General features: G+C 65.5%; 19 protein-coding genes and 1 riboswitch. Of the genes, 5 read left to right on the forward strand and 14 right to left on the reverse strand.

The annotated features are described in order from the left end of the window. Positions 1-33 precede the first annotated feature (33 nt). Complete coding sequence (locus tag ACSQ76_RS20735) at positions 34-1014, reverse strand: P1 family peptidase (RefSeq protein ID WP_437158045.1); 981 nt, start codon at positions 1012-1014, stop codon at positions 34-36. A gap of 502 nt (positions 1015-1516) precedes the next feature. Here ACSQ76_RS20735 and ACSQ76_RS20740 point away from each other — a divergent pair. Next, positions 1517-2113 (forward strand): DUF1523 family protein, encoded by a 597-nt coding sequence (locus ACSQ76_RS20740; RefSeq protein WP_306127418.1) that lies wholly within the window; start codon positions 1517-1519, stop codon positions 2111-2113. A 15-nt stretch (positions 2114-2128) separates the two neighbouring features. On the opposite strand, the gene ACSQ76_RS20745 is transcribed toward ACSQ76_RS20740, so the two are convergent. The 8 genes from ACSQ76_RS20745 to ACSQ76_RS20780 form a co-directional block, all read right to left on the reverse strand. Next, positions 2129-3001, reverse strand: coding sequence for a dimethyl sulfoxide reductase anchor subunit family protein (locus ACSQ76_RS20745; RefSeq protein ID WP_437158046.1), 873 nt, complete (start codon positions 2999-3001; stop codon positions 2129-2131). After that, on the reverse strand, positions 3001-3780 hold the full coding sequence (locus ACSQ76_RS20750) for a 4Fe-4S dicluster domain-containing protein (RefSeq protein WP_437158047.1): 780 nt from the start codon (positions 3778-3780) through the stop codon (positions 3001-3003). Before ACSQ76_RS20750 ends, ACSQ76_RS20745 begins: the two co-directional genes overlap by 1 nt. Next, on the reverse strand, positions 3777-3947 hold the full coding sequence (locus tag ACSQ76_RS20755) for a hypothetical protein (protein ID WP_437158048.1): 171 nt from the start codon (positions 3945-3947) through the stop codon (positions 3777-3779). Before ACSQ76_RS20755 ends, ACSQ76_RS20750 begins: the two co-directional genes overlap by 4 nt. A gap of 97 nt (positions 3948-4044) precedes the next feature. Further along, positions 4045-6870 carry a molybdopterin oxidoreductase family protein gene (locus ACSQ76_RS20760; protein WP_437158049.1) on the reverse strand — a complete coding sequence of 942 codons (2826 nt, stop codon included), beginning with the start codon at positions 6868-6870 and terminating at the stop codon, positions 4045-4047. Between the two features lie 123 nt (positions 6871-6993). After that, complete coding sequence (locus ACSQ76_RS20765; protein WP_437158050.1) at positions 6994-8052, reverse strand: acetate/propionate family kinase; 1059 nt, start codon at positions 8050-8052, stop codon at positions 6994-6996. Then, positions 8049-8981 (reverse strand): phosphate acyltransferase, encoded by a 933-nt coding sequence (locus ACSQ76_RS20770; protein ID WP_437158051.1) that lies wholly within the window; start codon positions 8979-8981, stop codon positions 8049-8051. The genes ACSQ76_RS20765 and ACSQ76_RS20770 overlap by 4 nt, the downstream gene beginning before the upstream one ends. An 83-nt stretch (positions 8982-9064) precedes the next feature. Continuing rightward, complete coding sequence (gene xsc / locus ACSQ76_RS20775; RefSeq protein ID WP_437158052.1) at positions 9065-10843, reverse strand: sulfoacetaldehyde acetyltransferase; 1779 nt, start codon at positions 10841-10843, stop codon at positions 9065-9067. 244 nt (positions 10844-11087) lie between these two features. After that, the gene (locus ACSQ76_RS20780; RefSeq protein ID WP_437158053.1) at positions 11088-12545 is read right to left on the reverse strand and encodes a PLP-dependent aminotransferase family protein; all 1458 of its coding nucleotides are present in this window, start codon (positions 12543-12545) and stop codon (positions 11088-11090) included. 162 nt (positions 12546-12707) lie between these two features. Here ACSQ76_RS20780 and panB point away from each other — a divergent pair, with 162 nt between their 5' ends. Together panB and ACSQ76_RS20790 are read left to right on the forward strand one after the other, a co-directional pair. Next, positions 12708-13571: a 3-methyl-2-oxobutanoate hydroxymethyltransferase gene (gene panB, locus ACSQ76_RS20785; protein ID WP_437158054.1), complete on the forward strand. Its 864-nt coding sequence runs from the start codon at positions 12708-12710 to the stop codon at positions 13569-13571. A gap of 331 nt (positions 13572-13902) precedes the next feature. Continuing rightward, a complete protein-coding gene (locus ACSQ76_RS20790) occupies positions 13903-14250 on the forward strand; it encodes an antibiotic biosynthesis monooxygenase family protein (RefSeq protein WP_306127407.1) in 348 nt (115 codons plus the stop codon). A gap of 120 nt (positions 14251-14370) precedes the next feature. Here the strand turns inward: ACSQ76_RS20790 and ACSQ76_RS20795 are convergent, their stop codons facing one another. The 5 genes from ACSQ76_RS20795 to thiD all read right to left on the reverse strand — a co-directional run bounded on the left by ACSQ76_RS20795 (position 14371) and on the right by thiD (position 20238). Beyond that, positions 14371-15405, reverse strand: coding sequence for a CaiB/BaiF CoA transferase family protein (locus ACSQ76_RS20795; RefSeq protein ID WP_437158055.1), 1035 nt, complete (start codon positions 15403-15405; stop codon positions 14371-14373). A gap of 67 nt (positions 15406-15472) precedes the next feature. Further along, positions 15473-16765 (reverse strand): nicotinate phosphoribosyltransferase, encoded by a 1293-nt coding sequence (gene pncB / locus ACSQ76_RS20800; RefSeq protein ID WP_437158056.1) that lies wholly within the window; start codon positions 16763-16765, stop codon positions 15473-15475. Between the two features lie 45 nt (positions 16766-16810). Beyond that, positions 16811-18010: a PLP-dependent aminotransferase family protein gene (locus tag ACSQ76_RS20805; RefSeq protein ID WP_437158057.1), complete on the reverse strand. Its 1200-nt coding sequence runs from the start codon at positions 18008-18010 to the stop codon at positions 16811-16813. Positions 18011-18091: 81 nt separating this feature from the next. Then, positions 18092-19255 carry a WD40/YVTN/BNR-like repeat-containing protein gene (locus tag ACSQ76_RS20810; protein ID WP_437158058.1) on the reverse strand — a complete coding sequence of 388 codons (1164 nt, stop codon included), beginning with the start codon at positions 19253-19255 and terminating at the stop codon, positions 18092-18094. Between the two features lie 158 nt (positions 19256-19413). Further along, positions 19414-20238 carry a bifunctional hydroxymethylpyrimidine kinase/phosphomethylpyrimidine kinase gene (gene thiD, locus ACSQ76_RS20815; protein WP_437158059.1) on the reverse strand — a complete coding sequence of 275 codons (825 nt, stop codon included), beginning with the start codon at positions 20236-20238 and terminating at the stop codon, positions 19414-19416. 36 nt (positions 20239-20274) lie between these two features. Then, a riboswitch (TPP riboswitch) is annotated at positions 20275-20363 on the reverse strand. A gap of 240 nt (positions 20364-20603) precedes the next feature. Between thiD and smpB the strand changes: the two genes are divergently transcribed. Both smpB and ACSQ76_RS20825 read left to right on the forward strand, forming a co-directional pair. Further along, on the forward strand, positions 20604-21080 hold the full coding sequence (smpB, locus tag ACSQ76_RS20820) for an SsrA-binding protein SmpB (RefSeq protein WP_437158060.1): 477 nt from the start codon (positions 20604-20606) through the stop codon (positions 21078-21080). 97 nt (positions 21081-21177) lie between these two features. Beyond that, the gene (locus tag ACSQ76_RS20825) at positions 21178-21468 is read left to right on the forward strand and encodes a hypothetical protein (RefSeq protein ID WP_437158061.1); all 291 of its coding nucleotides are present in this window, start codon (positions 21178-21180) and stop codon (positions 21466-21468) included. Positions 21469-21484: the final 16 nt, after the last annotated feature.

The following is a 21484-nucleotide window of genomic DNA, read 5'->3' on the forward strand; positions in this document are numbered from 1 at the left end:
TAGGGTGGGTGAAAACCCGCGCCTCCCCGCGTCTTATCCCTGTCCGAACCGCTCCACCCAACACGGCACCACATCCCCCTCGGCAGGCCTTGCCGCGTAAACCGCCCGCGCAATCGCCCGCGCCACGCAACTCGCCACCGCATGCCCCAGCGCCAACTGCCCCGCCACGTCCGGTGCCTCCCCGTGCCCCGTGGCCGCGGCAAAGATCAGATCCCCGTCCATCGGCGTGTGCGACGGCAGCAGCGCCCGGGCAAACCCGTCATGCGCCGACACCGCCATCCGCGTGCACTGCGCCTGGGTCAGCTTTGCATCCGTCGCAACCGCCCCTATCGTCGTCGCCGCGTGCTGCCCCAGCTTTGTCCGAGGCTCCTGCACATCCCCGAAATCCCGCGCCACGCCCAAGCCGCCAAACTCGCCCTCCATCTCGAACGGCGCTGCCCAGAACTCCCCGCGCTCGCCCGCCACGGCCGAGCCCAGCGCATTCACCGCCACCAGCGCCCCCACCGTCACACCCGACGCCAGCACGACCGAGGCCGACCCCACGCCGCCCTTGAAATCCGCCGTCACCGCACCCGTCCCGGCGCCAAACGAGCCCAGCTCGAAAGCCTCGCCCCTTGCCGCCAGCGCCTCCCGCCCCAGCCGCTTGTACCGGTTCTCCCCCCAGTCCTTGTCACCGCCGTTCAGCAAGTCGAACAGGATCGCCCCCGGCACGATCGGCACGCGCTGGCCGCCCACGGCAAAGCCGCGCCCCGCCTCGCGCAACCCGTCCGCCACGCCCGACGCTGCATCCAGGCCAAAGACCGACCCGCCCGACAGCACCAGCGCATCGACCTCCTCCACCACCCTGTCCGGCGCCAGCAGATCCGTCTCGCGCGTGCCCGGCGCCCCGCCCATGACGTGCACACCCGCCGTGAACGGGGCATCGCCCACCACCACGCTCACCCCGGTCTTCACTGCCGCATCTTCGGCCTGTCCCACCAGTATCCCCGGCACATCCGTGATCAGGTTCCGCATTCCCGGTCTTGCCCTCATGGTCCGTTCCAGTCCTCATTCTGTCGCAGACCATCTTGCCAGACCCATTCCGCTCTGCAACAACAGCCTCAGGCCCGCCGGCGAGGGCGTCGCCCCAACCACGAGTCTCACATCTCAACAATCCTGAACGCCCGGACCTTTCTTTGATTAGGAGGGTCACACCATGACTGCCTGCCAAACCCAGACCGACGTCACGGGCACCCGCCCCGCGTTCTGCCGCTTCCACAACGGCGAAAAGCGCCTCGCCGGCCGCGCCGCATCATGGTCAAAAACGGCATCACCGCCGCCGTCCTCACCTAGATGCACATCAACGGCTATCCCTACGGGCCAGAGTTCAACGTGGTCGGCATAGTGTCACACACCCCGCGTTCCAAAACGACATAACCCCGCCCCGGCCCCCGAGCCGGGGCCTCCCTGTCCCTCTGGCTGTTGTCTTCAGTCCTGCGAACCTAGATATAAGGGCAACACGCCAAAGAGGGTCGCCATGCACTACATCAAATGGATCTTCGTCGCCGCCTTCTGGCTGCTGGTCGCGGGCTTCCTGCACTATACCCTGCCCCAGCACGACATCGCGCGCGTCACCGACACCTATGAAAAGCGCATCGATTTCGGCGAAAACTCGATCTTCTGGTCCAACGTGGGCACCGGCGACGCCGAAGGCACGGCCAACCGCGATATCTTCTTCATCCAGACCCGCCTCGCCGACGGCGGCGTCATGGTCTACCGCAACGAGGATACCGGCTGGGGCTGGCCGCCCTATTTCAAGTTCGACACGTCGAATCTTCAGGCCGAAGCGGCCGACCTGCGCTCGACCTCAGAGACGCCCAAATGGGTCTCGATCACCCATTACGGCTGGCGCAACGAATTCTTCTCGATCTTCCCCAACGCCATCTCGGTCGAGCCCGTCGAGGGCCCGAACGTCACCATCATCCCGTGGTTCAACATCATCTTCCTGACGCTGCTGGCCGCCCTCGTCTGGGCCATCCGCGCCCGATGGGTGCGCTTCCGCGAACGCCGGGTTGATCCCGTCACAGACGAATGGGGCCTGACCGACCCCCGACCGGGCCGCGACCGCCTGTAAGGGCGGGAAAGACCCCTAGCGCTTGCCGTAATAGAGGCCCACCACGTGCTCGGCCTCGGCAAAGAACAGCCAGCGCGACGCCGCGATCCCGCCCAGATGTGCCAGCACGGCCACCAGCGCCGCGATATGCGAAAACGGCACCAGCAGCAGGACGAACGGCACCGTGTATCCGAACAAGAGCGCGATCATCCGCAGTTTCTGCGCGTGCTTGCGCCCCACCACGTAGACGAACTCCCGCAAAAGGTAGTTGTTGCCGGTATGCGGCGGCTCGAACGACCGCACGCTGCCGATATGCCCCAGCCCCGTCGCCGTCGCCAGGTTCGTGCCGCTCTTTTCCAGCGCGTTGTCCCCGCGCAGCCAGTACAACACCTGCAGCGCCGCCGCCACGGGTAGCATGACCAGCGCGATCATCACCTGCCCGGCCAGCAATGCGCCGCCCGCCAGCGAGGTCGACATGTAAAGCAGCGGCGTCAGCGGCGTGTTCCACCGCGGCACGGTCTTCATCTGCGTGTAAATCATCGAGGTGGTGAACACCGTCACCGCCGACAGAACCGCCCCGATCACCCCCACCTGCACCCACTGCGTATCGAAGAATACCAGTCCCGCGCCATAAATCGCCATCACGATCAGCGCCGCGACAGATGAAACCCCTTCCCGGCTCAGCCACGAAGACCGCCACTGCGTGAACGCCTTCAGCGCCCGCTCCGGGTGGCCCAGGTGAAAGGTCGAGGCCGTCAGCCCGCCCACCGCCAGCAGGTAGCCGATCACGAAAAAGGTAAACGCGACCCAGCCTGTGGGCACCAAAACCCCAAGCCCCAGCCAGAACAACAGGCCGAACCCAAGCCCCGACAGCGTGGTGAATACGATAACGGACGGTGCAGGATGCATCAGATCTTCTCCAGAGCCTTGTCGAGCCAGCCGATGAAACCCTTGGGTTCTTCGGCCACGGGCGCCAAAAGCGGCGCCAGGACGTCGATCTGCTCATCCGGCGCCGCCATGACGCGGTCCTTGGGCCGCGGCGGCAGGTACTGGTTCACCGGCTTGGTACCCTGTTCCGGCATCAGGTCCATTCCGCCACGCTCTTCGACCAGCTTCGACACGTCGCTCTCCGGATCGCCAAGATCTCCGAAATGCCGTGCCCCTGCCGGGCATGTCCGCACGCAGGCCGGCACCCGGTCCACCTCCGGCAAGTTGTCGTTGTAGATCCGGTCGACGCACAGCGTGCATTTCTTCATCACGCCCTCGGCCGCGTCCATCTCGCGCGCGCCATAGGGACAGGCCCAGGCGCACAAGCCACAGCCGATGCAGTCGCTCTCGTTCACCAGAACGATCCCGTCCTCAACCCGCTTGTAGCTGGCGCCAGTCGGACATACGGTGACGCATGGTGCGTCCTCGCAATGCAGACACGACTTTGGAAAGTGAATGAGCTGCGCCGCCGGATGCGGCATGCCGCTTTCCGCCAGGGGTTGCACCTCGTAGGAATGCACCCGGTTCAGGTACGTCCCGCGAGGATCGGCCCCATAGGCCTCCTGATCGCTCAACGGCGCTCCGTAATTCTCGGTGTTCCATCCCTTGCAGCTGACCACGCAAGCGTGACAGCCCACACAGGTATCCAGGTCGATCACCAGCCCCATCTTGCGCTGCGTCGTCTCGGGAAGCGTCGTCATGCTTGCCGCTCCTCTGTCTTGGCCGGGACGGCGCCGCTCCGGCTCACGTCCTCGCTCGAATTCCATTTGCCGATGAACCACACGAAGGTTACGACCACAAAGATCACGAACGCCAGAATGACGATCAGTGTCAGGCCCTTGCCGCTCATCGTCTCATCCTCGCGCATCCATTTTCCGCGCGGTAAACGGGCCGGAAAATACGCATTTTCCGGCCAAGACTTTTCGAAAAGTCTTGCCAATTTTCTTCCACGAGAATTCCCGCGCTCATTTGCCTACCTTCCAACGCAGCTCGTCCGGCCCGGTCCCCACCGGCGACCGGATCGGCGCGAATGTCGGATGCACTTCTTCGGGCGCCGCCGTCTTCTCGATCTTCACGCGCAGGTCGAACCACGCCGCCTGCCCCGTCACCGGGTCGCTGTTCGCCCAGCGCAGCCCGTCGCCCTTGGGCGGCAACAACTCGTGAATAAGGTGGTTCAGCAGGAACCCCTTCGTGGCCTCCGGCGCGTCCTTTTCCAGCGCCCAGGCGCCCTTGCGCTTGCCGATCGCGTTCCACGTCCAGACGGTATTCTCATTGAGCGCGGCCATATGCGCCACCGGCACCGTGATCTCGCCATGGGCCGACGTGACGCGTGCCCAATCCCCCTCGGCAAACCCCTCCGCCTCCCAGATCTTCGTCGGCAGGTACAGCGGATTGCGCCCATGAATCTGCCGCAGCCACGCGTTCTGGCTCCCCCAGGAATGGTACATCGCCATCGGCCGCTGCGTCAGCGCGTGCACGGGATATTCCACCGGGTCCACATGCCCGTCCTCGAAAGGCGGATACCACACCGGCAGCGGGTCCAGCGTCGCCTTGATCCGCTCGCGCAAATGCTCGGGTGGTTGCTGTTCCCCATGCCCCTCGGCGGCCAGCTGGAACTTGCGCATCGTCTCGGCATAAAGATCGAAGATATAAGGCTGCGGGCTGTCATACAGGCCCATACCCACCGCCCACTCCTGATAGCCCATGTTCCATGGCTTCATATAGGCGTGTTCCTCGGCGATATGGTTCACGAAGAACCCGCCATTCTCGATATATTTCTCAAGCTGGTCCTCGTTCGGCGCGCCGCGCCCGTGGGTCAGCCCATCCTCGCCCTTGCGCCACCCGGCCAGCGGGCCGATCCCCGGTTTGCGCTCGTGATTGACGATGTAATCGGCATAGTCCACCCACTTGGCGCTGCCATCCTCGTTGGTGAACCCCGGCAGCCCCATCTTGTTGGCCAGCAGGACCAGCGCCGTCTGGAACCCCTTCACATCCCGGTCCGGTTCCACCACCGGCCAGCGGATCGCGTCGGCGGCGGCATCCGCCTCGCAGATCGGGCGGTCCAGCAGACTGATGCAGTCGTGCCGCTCCAGGTAGGTCGTGTCGGGCAGGATCAGGTCGGAATAGGCGACCATCTCGGAACTATACGCATCCGAATAGATGATATGCGGAATGACATACTCGCCGTTCTCGTCGGTGTCGGTCAGCATGTCGATCACGCCGCGCGTATTCATCGTGGAATTCCACGCCATGTTCGCCATGTACATGAACAGCGTGTCGATCTTGTAGGGGTCTCCCGCATGGGCATTGCTGATGACCATATGCATCATACCGTGCGCGCTCATCGGGTTCTCCCAAGTGAACGCCTTGTCGATCCGCGCCGGTGTCCCGTCATCCTTCAGCGCCAGATCCTCCGGCCCGCGCACGAACCCCAGATGCGGCCCGTCCAACGGCTTGCCCGGCGTCACCTTGCAATGCGGCGTCGGATGAATGCTGACGGGCTTGGGATAAGGCGGTTTGAACCGGAAGCCCCCGGGAACCTCGACCGAGCCCAGCAGGATCTGCAACAGGTGCAGGCTCCGGCAGGTCTGAAACCCGTTGGAATGCGCCGAGATCCCCCGCATCGCGTGAAAGCTCACCGGGCGACCCACCATAGTCTTGTGGGTCACGCCCCGGAAATCCGTCCATTCGCGGTCCAGCACGATCTCTTCCTCGAAAGCGACCCTTGCCAGCTCCGCCGCAATCGCCCGGATACGCCGCGCACTCACGCCGCACCGCTCCGCCACCGCCTCGGGCGCGTATTCTTCGCCCATGTAGCGTTCAGCCAGCAGATGCATCACCGGCCGGTGCGTCTCACCATTCTTTTCATAGCTGGCCGACAGGTCCGGCTTCACGCCCTTCTTGTCGAACGCCGCAGGTTCCCCCGTCGCCCGGTCGATCACCAAGAGCTTGCCATCGGCGTCGCGCATCAACAGGCCCTGCTCCGGCGAGCTGGCATCGCAATTCACCAGCACCGGCGCGTTGGTATACTCCGCCAGGTACCGCAGGTCGATCTTCCCCGCGCGCAGCAATTCATGCACAAGCGCCAGGATGAACAACCCATCCGTCCCCGGCGTGATCCCGACCCATTCGTCCGCCACGGCGTTGTACCCTGATCGGATCGGGTTCACCCCGATCACCTTGGCGCCGCGCTCCTTGACGCGTCCGATACCCATCTTGATCGGGTTGCTGTCATGGTCCTCGGCCACGCCGAAGATCATGAACAGCTTGGTGTTCTCCCAATCCGGCTGCCCGAACTCCCAGAACGCGCCGCCCATGGTATAGATGCCCGCCGCCGCCATGTTGACGCTGCAGAACCCGCCATGCGCGGCATAGTTCGGCGTTCCGAAATTCTGCGCCCAGAAACTGGTGAAGCTCTGACTCTGGTCGCGCCCGGTAAAGAACGCCAGCTTCTCCGGCGCCTCCTGCCGCAGCGGCTCAAGCCATCCGGTGGCGATCTCCAGCGCTTCGTCCCAGCTGATCTCCTCGAACGCGCCCGACCCCCGCGGCCCGACCCGCTTCAACGGCGCGCGCAGGCGCGCCGGCGCGTTGTGCTGCATGATCCCCGCGCTGCCCTTGGCGCAAAGAACGCCCTTGTTCACCGGATGGTCGCGGTTGCCCTCGATATAGGCAACCTTGCCGTCCTTCATATGCACGTTGATCCCACAGCGGCAGGCGCACATGTAACAGGTGGTCTTGCGCACCTCGTCGGACACCTTGGGCGAGGTGTCCAGTTTGGGCTGATCCAGCAAGTCGTCGCCTCCCTTTGCTTGTCCCGGTCACGCTAGGCCAGTTCGCACCGCCCCGCGACCGCTTATCTCGGTTCGTTCGCTTTCCCGCAGCGCTCTGTCGGGAAAGCCGAAAATCTCATGCGCTCAGCCGGGCAACAGCCCGACCACATCCCGCGCGATCTGCCGTTCCTCGTCGGCGGGCACCACGTGCACGGGCATATCCCCCAGCCATTCCAAGTGTGCCATAATACGATCCCGTATGGTGCCGGCATTCTCGCCAATGCCGCCGGTAAACGCCACCGCGTCCACGCCGTGCATCGCGGCAATCGCCGACCCGGCCTGCCGCGCCGCCCAGTAGCAGAAATGCTCGACGGCGAACCGCGCGTCCTCGTCGTCGCGGCTCAGAAGCGTGGCCATGTCATTCGTACCGGCCAGCCCCTTCAGCCCGCTTTCCTTGTTCAGGATCGTGCCCGCCTCGTCGATCCCATGATCCTCGGCCAGGCGCAGCACCGCCATCCCGTCGATGCACCCCGTCCGCGTGCCCATTACAAGACCATCCAGCGGCGAATACCCCATCGAGTTCGCCACAGACTTGCCGTCGACAATCGCGCACAGGCTGGCCCCGTTCCCAAGGTGCAGCCCCAGCAACCGCCGCGGCAGGTCATCCCCGAACTGCGCCACCATCCCGGCATAGGAAAGGCCATGAAACCCGTACCGCCTTATGCCCTTGTCCCGCTCCGCGCGCGGCAATGCATAGGTCACCGCCACATCGGAATTGGTCGCATGAAACGCCGTGTCGAAACTCGCGAATTGCGGCAGGTCCGGGGCCAGCCCGGCCAGCGCCCGCACCCCCGACAAGTTATGCGGATTGTGCAGCGGCGCCAGCGGCACCACCGCCTCGATCCTGGCAATCACCTCGTCGGTCAGCCGCTCCGGCGCCGTCAGATGCGCCCCGCCATGCACCACGCGATGACCTGCCGCCGCGAGCGACGACACCGGATGCCCCGCCGCCTCCAGCTTCTCCAGGATCAAACCCAACGCAGCCGTATGGTCAGCAACAGACACGTCCTGCTTGTCACCCCCAAGGCTCAGCCGCCCCTGCCCGCCGATCTCGGTCACCGAGCCCGACAGAACCGACTCCAGAGCAGGCGTGAACAGCTCCACCTTGATCGAGGACGACCCGGCATTGACCACCAGTATCATGCCGTCCCCCCGATCACGCCCAGCGCCGCCGAGGCGATGCGCTCCTCCGCGCCCTGCGCCCGGCTGGTCAGCAGGATCGGCACCTTGGCCCCCAGCACCACGCCGGCACAGCAGCAGCCCATGCCGAACGACATCAGCTTGAACAGCGCATTGCCCGTGGTGATGTTCGGCGTTAGCATGATGTCGGCATCGCCCGACACCTCGGACTCGTAATTCTTCGCCTCCGCCGCCGCCTCCGACAGGATCAAATCCATCGCCATCGGCCCTTGCACCACCGCCCCCGGCAGCGCGCTCTTGGCCCACTCCGCGATCTCCTGCGCCTCCATGGTGTTGGGCACAGTCGGAATGGGGTCCTCGGTCGGCGCCAGGATCCCCGCCTTTGGCCGCTCGATCCCCAGCTTGCGCGCCAGAGTAACGGCATGGCTCAGACAGGCCTGCCGCGTTTCGACGTCCGGGTCCACGTTCAACGCCGCATCGGTCAGCAGCAAGGGCCGCTCCGACCCCGGCATGGTGATGTGAAACACGTGCCCGCAACGCGTGCCTTTCTCGCGCAGCCCCGCCGCCGACGGCAGCAACCCCTTCAGAAAGGTCGAGGTATGGATCTGCCCTTTCATGATCGCGCCCACCTCGCCGCCCCGCGCCATCTCGGCCGCCACCGGCGCGGCGCTCTCCTTCGGCGCGTGGATCAGCGGCAGACCGGAAATATCCCACCCGATCTCTTTCGCCGTGGCCTTTATCTTGTCGCTGTCCCCGATCAGCACCGGGTCGGCCAGCCCGGCCTCGGCCGCCTCGCGGATGCCCCGCAACGGGTTCGGCGCACCGGCATTCACCAGCGCCACGCGCGGCCGCGGCAAGCCTTGCGCCTGCTTCAACAACGAAGGCGGGCAGGTGGGCTCACTCGCGGCGAGAAAGGGATATCGGTCTGTCATGTCTTGTCCTGTCGCTCTGTCCAGGGCCCTGATCGGCCCCGCGTGGCAAGAGTATGCCCGCGGGGCCACAGGATTGCGACGTCTCAGACCCGTTGCTCGACCATGTCGTCGGCGCTGATCCCGGCCACTTCCACCGGCTTCTTCATGGCATCCCGACGGAACGGCTCACCCAGCTCCTGGTTGATCATCGCCTCGATCAGCGTGGTCGTCCCGTTCTCCATCTGCTCCTTGATCGCGGTGTTCAGCGCGTCGGTCAGCTCGTCCATCGTCCGCGCCACGACACCTTTCAACCCGCAGGCATTGGCGATCCCGGCATAGCTGACATCGTCATCCAGCTCCGTACCCACGAAATTGTCGTCGAACCACAGCGTCGAGTTCCGCTTCTCCGCGCCCCACTGGTAGTTGCGGAAGACGATCTGCGTGATCCCCGGCCACTCGCTCCGGCCAATGGCCGTCAGCTCGTTGACCGCGATACCGAACGCGCCGTCCCCGGCAAAGCCAACCACGGGCACGTCCGGACAGCCGATCTTGGCGCCAACGATGGCCGGCAGGCCATAGCCACAGGGGCCGAACAGCCCCGGCGCCAGGTATTTCCGCCCCTCGTCGAAATCCGGGTACGCGTTGCCAATGGCACAGTTATTGCCGATATCGCTGGAGATGATCGCGTTGCGCGGCAGCGCGCCCTGAATCGCCCGCCACGCCATGCGGGGGCTCATCCAGTCGGGCTTGTCCTTGCGCGCCCGCTCGTTCCAGGTGGTGCCGGGGTCGTCGTCCTCGTGGTCCATGCTGGCCAGCTGCTGCGCCCAACGGCTCTTGGTCTCGGCGATCCTCGCCTTGCGCGCCTCGCGGTCGTGATCTCCAGCGGTCTCGCCCAGGTTCTTCAGGATGCCCTGCGCCACCTTGGCCGCATCGCCCACGATCCCGACGGTTACCTTCTTGGTCAGGCCGATCCGGTTCGGGTTGATATCCACCTGAATGATCTTGGCATTCGTGGGCCAATATTCCATCCCGTACCCCGGCAGGGTCGAGAACGGGTTCAGACGCGTGCCAAGGCACAGCACCACGTCCGCGTCCTTGATCAGCTCCATCCCCGCCTTGCTGCCGTTATAGCCCAGCGGCCCGGCAAACAGCGGATGCGAGCCGGGGAACGCGTCGTTATGCTGATAGCCCACGCAGACCGGCGCGGTCAGCCGCTCGGCCAGCTCCATCGACGCCTCGATCCCGCCCTTCGACAGAACCACGCCAGCCCCGTTCAGGATCACCGGGTTCTTGGCGTCAGACAGCAGCGCGGCCGCCTCGGCCACCGAGTTGCTGCCACCGGGGCTCACCTCGAACTCGATCGCACTGGGAATCTCGATATCCACCACCTGTGTCCAGAAATCGCGCGGAATGTTGATCTGCGCCGGCCCGCACAGGCGCTTGGCCTGGCTGATCACCCGCGCCAGCACCTCGGCCACCCGTGTCGGGTCGCGCACCTCTTCCTGGTAGGCCACCATGTCCTCGAACAGCTTCATCTGCTCGACTTCCTGAAAGCCACCCTGACCGATCGTCTTGTTCGCCGCTTGCGGCGTCACCAGCAACAGCGGCGTGTGGTTCCAGTAGGCGGTTTTCACGGCCGTCACGAAATTGGTGATCCCCGGCCCGTTCTGCGCGATCATCATGCTCATCTTGCCGGTCGCGCGGGTATAACCGTCGGCCATCATCCCCGCGCTGCCTTCATGCGCGCAATCCCAGAACGTGATCCCGGCCTTCGGGAACAGGTCCGAAATCGGCATCATCGCCGACCCGATGATCCCGAACGCGTGCTGAATCCCGTGACGTTGCAGCGTTTTGACAAAGGCTTCTTCGGTGGTCATCTTCATGACAGTGCTCCTGAACATTGGAAAAGGCCGGTCCTCCACCGGCGCGGCTTGGGGGGAAGCTACCCTCGCAGTCACCCCCATTCTAGGGCCAGTTTCCCGCGCAGACTATAGCCAGAGTTTATTTTTATTGAGACTTTTGGTCTCATTTATTCGCACTCCGGAACTCTTTTGTGATTCCGCGAGGGACTTTACGCCCTGTCATGCAAGGCGCGTTCACCTTCCGGCGGCGCGACCGTAACCGGCCTCACGAACCCAGCTCATTTGCCAGTATCCCGATCCCGGCCGCGATCCTCTCCGAGGGAATCGAGGAATAGGCCAGCCGATAGAAATTCCGCGGCGCATTCGCAGCGTCAAAGAACGGCCGTCCCGGCTCAATCAGAACGCCCCGGGCCTGCAACCGGTGGGCCAACTCTTCGGTATCCACCTCCTCGGGCGCCCGCATCCAAATCGAACTTCCGCCGAACACGCCGCGTCCCTCCACGCCGAGGCCCTGATCGTCCAGCGCCGCCTCCATCACCTGCCGCCGCCGCGCATAGGCCTTGCCGATCCGCCGGATCAGGCTGTCGTAATGACCCAGGCTCAGGAAATAGGCCGTGGTCCGCTGCACATGCCCCGGCGGATGCCGCAGAACGCTGGCCCGCAGCGCCCGCGCCTCACGGATGAACGCCTGCGGCCCCACCAGATACCCCAGCCGCAGCCCCGGAAAGATCGACTTGGAAAAACTGCCCACGTAAATCACCCGCCCGTCGCTATCGAGCGATTTCAGCGACGGCAGCGGCGCGCGCAGAAAGCTGATCTCGAACTCGTAATCATCCTCGACGATCAGCGCCTCCATGTCGCGCGCCCGCGCCAGCAACTCCTGCCGCCGGTCCAGCGGCATGGTGGCATTCGTGGGCGCCTGGTGGCTCGGCGTGGTAAAGATCACGTCCGCCCGCTCCGGCAAATCCTGTGGCCGCAACCCGTCACGATCCACCGGCACCGGCGCCATATGACAGCGTGATTGCGTCAGGATATCGCGCAGCGCGTGGTAACACGGCTCCTCCACCGCCGCCGTCCGCCGCTGGGTCAACAACACCTGCGCCGTCAGCCACAGCGCGTTCTGCGCCCCCATCGTCAGCAATATCTCCCCCGGCTCCGCCAATATCCCCCGCCGCGGCAGGGTATGCCGCGCGATGAATTCGATCAGCTTGGGATCGTCCTGGTCATACGCATCCGCCGCCAGCGCCTGGAACTCCTTCTGCCCCAGCGCCCGCAGCGCGCAATGCCGCCAGCTTGCGTGATCGAACAGGCTCGGATCGGTCTGCCCGAAGATGAACGGATAGGGATAGTCCGACCAGTCCCGCGGTTTCTCCGGGGTCGCTCCGCCGGTATAGCGCCGCCCGATCGCCCGCCCCCAATCGATCAGGTCGCCCTTCGCCGCACTGGGCGTGAACGCTGGCGGCTCCGGCGCGTTCTGCGACACGAAATACCCCGACCGGTCCCGGCTCTCCAGGTAATCGTTGGCCTGCAACTCGGTATAGGCCAGCGTCACCGTGATCCGGCTCACCCCAAGATGTTCGGCCATCTTGCGGGAACTCGGCAGCCGCTCGCCTTTCCGGAATCGCCCCGACAGGATGCCCTGCGCGATCATCTGCTGGATCTGCGCCTGCAACGTCCCTTCCGCCTCGGGCGACAGGAAAAAGCTTTCCACCGATATGGCCATGCGCGGGATCCTACACTGGCCCCATCGTCGCGGCAATCTGGACCGATCGGCATTTCGGCTGATTCTGCCGTTGCCATTTAATATCTTGATGATATATCAATTGCCGACACTACGGTGCCAGCTGCGGCGCGGCACATCGATGGCTCAAGGGAGGACGGCCACATGACCGAACGAAAAAAACGGACAATCACCCAGATCAGGGCCTCGAAACATGACGGCACGCGCATGGTCTACACCTCCGTGCCTGATTACACTTCGGCGCAATGGGCCGAGGCGGCGGGCGTCGATGTCGTCGTGGTCGGCGACAGCCTCGCCATGATCGCCCACGGCCACGACTCGACCGTGCCCGCGACGATGGACATGATGATCATGCACGCCCAGGCCATCCGCCGCGGCGCGCCCAACACCTTCTCGCTCGGTTGCATGCCCTATCAGAGCTATCATACCGTGGACCGCGCCCTGACCAACGCCACCCGCTTCATGCAGGATGGCGGCTGCGATGCGGTGAAACCCCAGGGTGGCCGCAGCCAGGCCGACATCCTCAAGGCTCTCGTCGCGGCGGGCATCCCCACGGCCAGCCATATCGGCATGGCCCCGCACCGCGTCGCGATGTATGGCGGCTTCCGCGTACAGGGCAAGACGCCCGAGGACGCGATGGACATCCTGCAGGACGCGCTCGCCATCCAGGACGCCGGCTGTTTCATGCTTGAATTCGAGGCGGTGCCGGCCTCGATCGCCCGCATCATCTCCGCCGAGCTCGAGATCCCCACCATCGGCATCGGCGCCGGCGCCGGCACCGACGGACAGATCCTGCTCAGCTACGATCTTCTCGGTGTATTCACCGATTTCAAACCCAAGTTCACCAAGCGCTACGCAAACCTGACCGAGGTCGCGGTAAAGGGCCTGTCCGACTACGCCGCCGACGTCCGGTCCGGCGCCTTTCCCGACGACGACCACAGCTACCATGTCGATGACAGCGTAACCGATGCCTTCCGCGACATGGTCGAGAAACGCCGCCAGGTCTGAACCGGGCCGAACCTCACCCCGCGCGCATTCGAACGCAAAGCCGTCCCGCCCCAGGTGCCGGAAGCGGCGATGCCGCCGACCGACCACGTAGGGTGGGTGAAAACCCACGCGCCGTCCAAGGCCTCCGCGAACGCAGCCGCCGGCACAAGGGCGCCCGCGATTGCGGCAAACCGTTTGGATCGATCCCGAACCCGGTCACAAGGCCGCGTCCCTTCTCCGTCATCTCCTTGGCGCGAGAAAACGACGCTTTTGCCCAATCCGAGAAGTTCCTCTTGCGCGAGGAACGAACCTTCCTGAAATGTGTTTCGACACTAAGCACAGGAGAGCCCAGATGATCGCCGTCATTTTCGAGGTCATGCCGCACCCCGACCAGAAAGACGCCTATCTCGCCATGGCCGCGAAGATGAAGCCTCTGGCCGAAAGCATCGACGGCTTCATTTCCGTTGAGCGCTTCCAAAGCCTTGTGAACCCTGAAAAGCTTCTCTCGCTCAGCTTCTGGCGCGACGAGGCCGCGCTGGACGAATGGCGCCGGCTCGAGGCGCACCGCGGCGCCCAGCGCGCGGGCCGCGAAATGATGTTCGACGATTACCGCCTGCGCGTCGTGTCGGTCATCCGCGACTACGGCATGCATCAACGCGACGAAGCCCCCGAGGACAGCAAACAGGTTCATAACGGCTGAGACGTCCCTGTCGCGGCTTCCGTCCTGGCCTGATCCGGGGACTCTCGCGGCAAGAGATCCCGGATCAAGTCCGGGATCGCGCAGCTCAACATACGCTACCGTTTGTTTTACGCACGCCGGTCAGATCAAACCGCGCGCTCGCAGGTCCTTCAGGACGGCCTCCGTATCCTGCCCCCGCGCCGGGGTCGGGTTCGGCGCCAGGGCTTTCCCGTCAAAGCGCGGCGCCGGCGCGGGTTGCAGCACGTCGCCCTCCGACGCGTGCCAGATCGCGCGCGCCGCGATATGCGGATCCGCGGCCGCCTCCCACGGGCTCAGCACCGGCGCGACACAGGCATCGGAATTTTCAAACAGCGCGGCCCAGTGGGCCACGGGGTGCTCGGCGAACAGCCGCGAAAGGTGCGCCGTCTGGTCCGGCCACTGGGCGCGGTCGTACTGAGCGGCAAAGAGCGGGTCGTCATCAAGCCCGAGAAGATCCAGAAACATCGCATAGAACTGCGGCTCAAGGCATTGCACCGACAGGTACCGCCCGTCGGCACAGGCATAGGTCCGCCCCCAGGGCGGCGCGTCCAGCAGGCTCTGCCCCCGCTCCCGCGACAGGTTCCCACCCCCCGCCATCGCCATGAACAGCGCCATCATGTGCGCCGACCCGTCGGTGATCGCCGCGTCCACCACCGTGCCCCGGCCCGTCCGCTGCGCATTCAACAGACCGCTCAGGATGCCCGCCACCAGGTACAGCGCCCCGCCCCCGATATCCCCCACGATCGTCGGCGGCGTCAGCGGCGCATCGCCGGGGGTCGAGGCATAGTAAAGCGCCCCCGCCGTGGCGATATAGTTATAGTCATGCCCCGCCAGGTGCGCCCGCGGCCCGTCCTGCCCCCAGCCGGTCATCCGGCCATAGACAAGCCTCGGATTGCTCTGCGCAAACGCCTCCGGCCCCAGTCCCAGCCGCTCCATCACCCCGGGCCGCAACCCCTCGATCAGCGCATCGGCCTCGTTCACCAGCGCCTTCGCGACCGCCATGGCACCGGGATCCTTGAGGTCCAGCACCACGGCCCGCTTGCCCCGGTCGAGCGCGTTGTGCGCGCCCATCGTCGGATTGGCAGGCCCGGGCCTCTGGACGACGGTGACCTCCGCGCCCAGATCCGCCAACATCATGGCGGCAAAGGCGCGGGGCCAAGGCCCTCGAACTCGATTATTTTCAGACCGGCGAGCATGAGGGCGCTCACACCACCACCTCCATCTCCTCCTGGTCCCCCACCCCGAACACCCGCTTGTAGCGGTCGATCTGGTCGGCGGGCCCCATCGCCTTGCGCGGGTTGTCCGACAGCTTGACGGTCGGGCGTCCGTTGGCCGCCACCGCCTTGCAGACCAGGCTGAACGGCGCCAGCGCGTCCCCCGGAGTCAGGCCGCGAAAATCGTTGGTCAAGAGCGTCCCCCAACCGAACGACACCCGCACCCGGCCCGCGAACTGCTTGTGCAGCGACAGGATCTTCTCCTCGTCCAGCCCGTCGGAAAAGATGATCAGCTTCTGCGTCGGATCCTCGCCACGGTCCTTCCACCACCGGATCGCGATCTCGGCCCCGGTCGCCGGGTCGCCCGAATCGATCCGGATGCCGGTCCACCCGGCCAGCCAGTCGGGCGCCTTCTCCAGAAACCCTTCGGTGCCGTATGTATCGGGCAGGATGATCCTCAGGTTGCCGTCGTGCTCGTCATGCCAGTCCGACAGCACCTCGTAGGGCGCGCGGGCCAGGCTGGCATCATCCTCGGCCACCGCGGCATAGACCATCGGCAGCTCATGTGCGTTGGTCCCGATCGCCTCCAGGTCGCGGTTCTTGGCGATCAGGCAGTTCGAGGTGCCCACGAAATTCTCGCCCAGCCGTTCGGTCATCGCCTGCACGCACCAGTCCTGCCACAGGAAGGAATGCCGCCGCCGCGTGCCGAAATCGGCGATGCGCAGGCCCGGCGTGTCGCGCAGGATCTCGGTCTTTTCCCACAGGCGTGTCATGGCACGGGCATAAAGCACCTGAAGCTCGAACCGGGCCATGTCGTGCAGCACGGCGCGCGACCGCAGCTCCATCAGCACCGCCAGCGCGGGAATTTCCCAAAGCATCACCTGCGGCCAGGTCCCCTCGAACGTAAGCTCGTACTGCCCGTCGCGTTTTTCCAGGTGGTAGGGCGGCAGACGCAGCTTCTCGAACCAGTCCATGAACTCGGGCGTGAACATCTGCCGCTTGCCATAGAACGTGTTGCCCCGCATCCACGTGGACTCCCCGCGCGACAGCGACAGCGAGCGGATGTGGTCCAGCTGTTCGCGCAGCTCTCCCTCGTCCACCAGCTCGGCCAGTCGAATGTCCTTGCTGCGGTTGATCAGCGAGAAGGTGACCGTGGTGTGCGGCCGGTTGCGGAACACCGACTGGCACATCAGCAGCTTGTAGAAATCGGTGTCGATCAGCGAGCGGACGATCGGGTCGATCTTCCACTTGTGGTTCCAGACACGGGTTGCGATGTCGACCATGGGCGGCCTCCCGGCGTAGTTGCGCCGCCTCTTAGAGCAAAGTGGTCAGGTCTCCGCAAGCGCGGCGCGGGTCGCGGTGGCGAGGCGCTCGATTCCCGTCACCAGCTTGTCCTCGGTATTGTAGGTAAAGTTGATGCGGATCGAGCTGTGGTCGCGCCCCTCCGGATCGAACACCGACGAGGGCGAGATGCACACCCCATGCTCCAGCCCCACCTCCATCAGCCGGTTGGTATCCAGCGCGGGGTCCTTCGCCGTGGCCCAGACGAACATGCCCCCCGTGGGCCGCTCCCAGGTGAACATCTCGGGCAGATGCTCGTCCATCGCCGCGCACAGCGCATCACGCCGCGCGCGGTAAAGATCCAGGATCGTCGGCAGCATGTCATCGGCCAGCCCGGTGGCGAAGGCGTCATGGGTGATCTGCTGGCACAGGCCGCTGGTGCACATGTCGGCACTCTGCTTGGCGGCTTTCAGCACCTCGATCATCTCGGGCGCGGCGATGATCCAGCCGATGCGCAGCCCCGGCGCCAGCTCCTTGGACACGGTGCCAAGATAGATCACCGGCCCGTCATAGGGCGCCCCGGCCCGCTCGGCAGACAGCGTCAGCATCCGCGGCATCGGCGCGTCGTCATAATAAAGCGTGCCGTAGGGGTCATCCTCGATCAGCCAGGTGCCTGTCTCGTGCGCGGCATCCACCAGCCGCCGCCGCGTCGCCGCATTCACCAGCTTGCCCGTCGGGTTCGAGAAATTCGGCACCGTATAGGCAAACTGCGCTCCGGTCATCGCCGCCGCCGGGTCAAGGTCGTTCGCCTCCAGCCGCATCGGGCGATAGACCGGCTGGCGTGGCCGCCAGTTGTCCAGCGCCCCCAGATAGGCCGGCGTCTGCGAGGCGACCACGCTGCCTTCCTCCAGCAACACCGTGCCGATCAGGTTCAGCGCCTGCGCCCCTCCGGCGGTGATCAGCACGTTGTCGCGGGTCAGTGTCAGGTCCCCTTCCGAATACCGCGCCGCGATCAGGTCGCGCAGCTTGGGCAGGCCCGCGACAGGGGCATAGGCCAGCGTCTCGTCCGCATGATCGGCCACGGCAGACGTCGCCAGTTTCGTCATGTCCTCGACCGGCCAGATCTCGGTCCCCGGCAGGCCACCGCCAAGGTTGACCAGCCCCGGGATGCGCCCGGCGGCCAGGAAAGTGGCGGTCACGTCGTTGGTGTCGTCAAGCCATTTGGCAAAGGCGGGGCGCTGGGGCATCGGCTGTCTCCCGAAGTCGTGCAAGGGGTCGGGGCGTGCATAAAGGAAAATGAACATTCGTTCAATTCCCGTTCTGCGCGCTCAAGCGCCCGGCTCGAACGCCTCGACCGACAGGATCGTGGGCATGTGCCGCGCAATCTCGCGCCAGCTGTCGCCTTCGTCAAGGCTGGCAAAGACCGACCCCGAGTTGGTCCCGAAATACAGGCCCGGCGCGTCCAGCGTATCCCCCGCCATGGCCTGCCTCAGCACGGTGAAGAAACAGTTCTCCTGCGGCAGCCCCTCGCGCAGCGCCTCCCACGTCTCGCCCCCGTCGCGCGAACGCCAGACAGCACAGGCCGCATCGGGCGGGTAGCGCCCCGCCATGTCGCCATTCAGCGGCAACGTCCAGATCGTGCGCGGATCGCGCGGATGCACCCGGATCGGAAAGCCGAAGGTCGACGGCAGACCCAGGGTTATGTCGTCCCACGACCGCCCGCCATCGGACGACCGCCAGACCCCGTGGTGGTTCTGCTGATAGAGCAGGTCCGTCTTGCCCGGTGCGCGCATGATGTTGTGCACGCAATGCCCGGTTTCCCCGTTGCTCGGCCCGGCTGGATGATCGTGTGCGCCACAGGCCTCGGCATTCGACAGCCGGTTGCGCCGCGCCCAGGTGGCACCGCCATCCTCGGTGGCGAACACCCCGTCGGCGGAAATCCCGATCCACTGCTTCCGGGGTTCATCAGGGTCGAAGACGATCGTGTGCAAAACCAGCCCCGCGGCACCGGGGTTCCAGTCCTTGGCCGATGGATGATCGGTCAGGGCATCGACGCGACTCCACGTCCTACCGTGATCGCCGCTGCTCAGCAAATTCGCGGGCTTCGTTCCGGCATAAAGCGTCCCGTGCGCGAACCCCAGCGACCAGATCTGCTCGAACCCATCCTCGAACGGCAGCGGCGTGTCGGTCCAACCGATCATCTCGGCAAAGCCCGGATCCTGCGCGGCCCACTCGTCCATCTGGCCGCGGGTCAGGCGGGCAAGCGTCCATGACCGCCCATAGTCCTCGGAGCGCCAGATGCCCGCCCCGTGAAACGCACCGCCACCCCCGGCCCAGATCGTGCCGGTGTCGGGATCGCCCGCCATGTGGTTGATGCACCAGCCATCACAATGCGGGCCGGTGACGTCCCAGCCGTTCCGGTCCGGACCGGCCGACAGGATAAAGGCACCCTTGGTGGTGCCGACAAGAAGGCTGACGCAGGGGGAAGGCATGACACGGGGCTCCGCATGGTTCGCGCAAAACTACCACGTCCCGGCGCGATTCCCGAGAGCGGGAATTGGCCGATCCGGATCCGCCAAATGCGGGCTTGTTTCCATCGCGCCAGAGGCCCCGGATCAGGTCCGGGGCGGGATGCGCCCCGATACGACGGTCACGCCCACATCCCGGCAAAATGATGCGTCGGACCATGCCCAGACCCGACATCCAGCGCCCCGGCCCCGGCAATCGCCCGCGCGACATAGGCCTTGGCCTCGGCCACCGCCTCGGGCAGCGCCTCACCACGCCCGATCCGGGCTGCCAGCGCCGCCGACAGGGTGCATCCCGTCCCGTGGGTATTGCGCGTCGCCACCCGCGCGCCCTCGAACCAATGCACGCCGTCCGCATCGGCCAGCACGTCCGGGCTGTCCTCGCCCACAAGGTGCCCGCCCTTCAGCAGCACCGCCGCGCAGCCCAGCGCCCGCAACGCCTGCGCCTGTTCGGCCATCGCATCGCGCGTCAACGCCTCGTCGCAGCCCAGCAACGCCGCCGCCTCCGGCAGGTTCGGCGTGATCACCGCCGCCTTCGGCACCAGCGCCTCGCGCAGCGCCGCCACCGCGTCCTCGGCCAGAAGCGACGCGCCCCCCTTGGCCACCATCACCGGGTCCAGCACCACCGGCGCCTCGGGCAAGGCGTCCGCCACCGCCCGCGCGATCTCTGCCGTGGCAATCATCCCGATCTTCACCGCGTCGATCCGCACATCCTCGGCCACCAAACGGATCTGGTCGGCCACGAACTCCGGCGGCACCAGGTGCACGCCCTGCACGCCTTGGGTGTTCTGCGCCGTCAACGCGGTCAGCGCCGCCATGCCATAGGCTCCGTTCGCCGAGATTGCCTTGAGATCGGCCTGCACGCCCGCACCGCCCGACGGGTCCGACCCCGCGATCGACAGGACGTTGGCGATCCGGCCCTTGGCTGTGTTCCTTGTCTGGGGTTTCATCCGGCTCCTTTCGCGGCGTCGAAAGGCTGGGTCCGACCGGTTCCGGTCGCGCCTTCCTCCGCCAGCATGATCTGGGTCAGGTTCAAAGGGTGCATCTCAGCCCGAAGGCGCCCCTGGCTCATCCCCGGACGATAGGCACGGCGGCGGCCCTGTCAACTGCGGTGGCGCGGCGCAACGCCCGCCCGGTTAATCATGCCATTTGCGAAAAATAGCACCGTCGCCATACTGCCAGGATACCGACGTGATACCGACGTGCCGATCTGCCCCTCGCCGCCCCGTTCACCTTTCGAGTCGTTTCTGGGGGTTGGAAGCCTCCGACACAGGCGCTATCTTCATCCTTCGCACCGCCCGGAAGGCATTTTGAGATGGTTAAGCCCAAGATCAATCCCAACTACAAGGTCGTCGCCGAGAACCGCAAGGCGCGGCACGACTATGCCATCGAGGACGACCTCGAATGCGGCATGGTGCTCGAAGGGTCCGAGGTCAAATCCCTGCGCCAGAAAAGCTCCAACATCGCCGAAAGCTACGCCGCGGTGGAGGATGGCGAGTTGTGGCTGGTCAACAGCTACATCGCGCCCTACGAGCAGGCCGTGCCTTTCGGCCACGAGGACCGGCGCCGCCGCAAGCTACTGGTTTCGCGCAAGGAAATGGCGCGGCTGTGGAACGAGACCCAGCGCAAGGGCATGACCCTCGTGCCGCTGGTCATGTATTTCAACGACCGCGGCATCGCCAAGATCAAGATCGGCATCGCCAAGGGCAAGAAGAACACCGACAAGCGCCAGACCGAGGCCAAGCGCGACTGGAACCGCCAGAAGCAGCGGCTTTTGCGCCACGGTATGTAATCCGTTCCGATTTCGGCCTCTGCGGGTGTCGGGCCTTTTGCTATCATCCCTCTCGTTCCGGGCGCCACGCGCGCGGTTGCACGAGGGACCGGACCGCATGGACCTACTGATCAGCCTCATTGCCGGCGCCATTGGCGGCAACATCGCCGGCGGCCTCGTGCGCACGCTCAACCTCGGCTTTCTGGTCAACTCTCTTGCCGGCACTCTCGGCGGTGCAATGGGCGGCCAGGCCCTTGGTCTTATGGCGCTCGGCGGGCTGGCACAGACCGCGCCGCACGACGCCGCGCTCGACCCCACCGCCCTTGCCATCGAGCTCGCCGCAGGGGGCCTTGGTGGTGCCGCCTGCCTTCTGGTCGCGGGCCTGTTGCGCAATCTGGTCGCCCGCTGAAGTCGGTGCGGCAATC

Source organism: Roseovarius sp. B08 (assembly GCF_051417955.1).
Taxonomy (GTDB): Bacteria; Pseudomonadota; Alphaproteobacteria; order Rhodobacterales; family Rhodobacteraceae; genus Roseovarius.

Excerpts from the sequence above, each read along its gene's own strand:
- ACSQ76_RS20735 (WP_437158045.1), bottom strand. The coding sequence starts at position 1,014 with ATGCGGAACCTGATCACGGATGTGCCGGGGATACTGGTGGGACAGGCC.
- ACSQ76_RS20740 (WP_306127418.1), top strand. The coding sequence starts at position 1,517 with ATGCACTACATCAAATGGATCTTCGTCGCCGCCTTCTGGCTGCTGGTC.
- ACSQ76_RS20745 (WP_437158046.1), bottom strand. The coding sequence starts at position 3,001 with ATGCATCCTGCACCGTCCGTTATCGTATTCACCACGCTGTCGGGGCTT.
- ACSQ76_RS20750 (WP_437158047.1), bottom strand. The coding sequence starts at position 3,780 with ATGACGACGCTTCCCGAGACGACGCAGCGCAAGATGGGGCTGGTGATC.
- ACSQ76_RS20755 (WP_437158048.1), bottom strand. The coding sequence starts at position 3,947 with ATGCGCGAGGATGAGACGATGAGCGGCAAGGGCCTGACACTGATCGTC.
- ACSQ76_RS20765 (WP_437158050.1), bottom strand. The coding sequence starts at position 8,052 with ATGATACTGGTGGTCAATGCCGGGTCGTCCTCGATCAAGGTGGAGCTG.
- ACSQ76_RS20770 (WP_437158051.1), bottom strand. The coding sequence starts at position 8,981 with ATGACAGACCGATATCCCTTTCTCGCCGCGAGTGAGCCCACCTGCCCG.
- xsc (WP_437158052.1), bottom strand. The coding sequence starts at position 10,843 with ATGAAGATGACCACCGAAGAAGCCTTTGTCAAAACGCTGCAACGTCAC.
- ACSQ76_RS20780 (WP_437158053.1), bottom strand. The coding sequence starts at position 12,545 with ATGGCCATATCGGTGGAAAGCTTTTTCCTGTCGCCCGAGGCGGAAGGG.
- panB (WP_437158054.1), top strand. The coding sequence starts at position 12,708 with ATGACCGAACGAAAAAAACGGACAATCACCCAGATCAGGGCCTCGAAA.
- ACSQ76_RS20790 (WP_306127407.1), top strand. The coding sequence starts at position 13,903 with ATGATCGCCGTCATTTTCGAGGTCATGCCGCACCCCGACCAGAAAGAC.
- ACSQ76_RS20795 (WP_437158055.1), bottom strand. The coding sequence starts at position 15,405 with ATGATGTTGGCGGATCTGGGCGCGGAGGTCACCGTCGTCCAGAGGCCC.
- pncB (WP_437158056.1), bottom strand. The coding sequence starts at position 16,765 with ATGGTCGACATCGCAACCCGTGTCTGGAACCACAAGTGGAAGATCGAC.
- ACSQ76_RS20805 (WP_437158057.1), bottom strand. The coding sequence starts at position 18,010 with ATGCCCCAGCGCCCCGCCTTTGCCAAATGGCTTGACGACACCAACGAC.
- ACSQ76_RS20810 (WP_437158058.1), bottom strand. The coding sequence starts at position 19,255 with ATGCCTTCCCCCTGCGTCAGCCTTCTTGTCGGCACCACCAAGGGTGCC.
- thiD (WP_437158059.1), bottom strand. The coding sequence starts at position 20,238 with ATGAAACCCCAGACAAGGAACACAGCCAAGGGCCGGATCGCCAACGTC.
- smpB (WP_437158060.1), top strand. The coding sequence starts at position 20,604 with ATGGTTAAGCCCAAGATCAATCCCAACTACAAGGTCGTCGCCGAGAAC.
- ACSQ76_RS20825 (WP_437158061.1), top strand. The coding sequence starts at position 21,178 with ATGGACCTACTGATCAGCCTCATTGCCGGCGCCATTGGCGGCAACATC.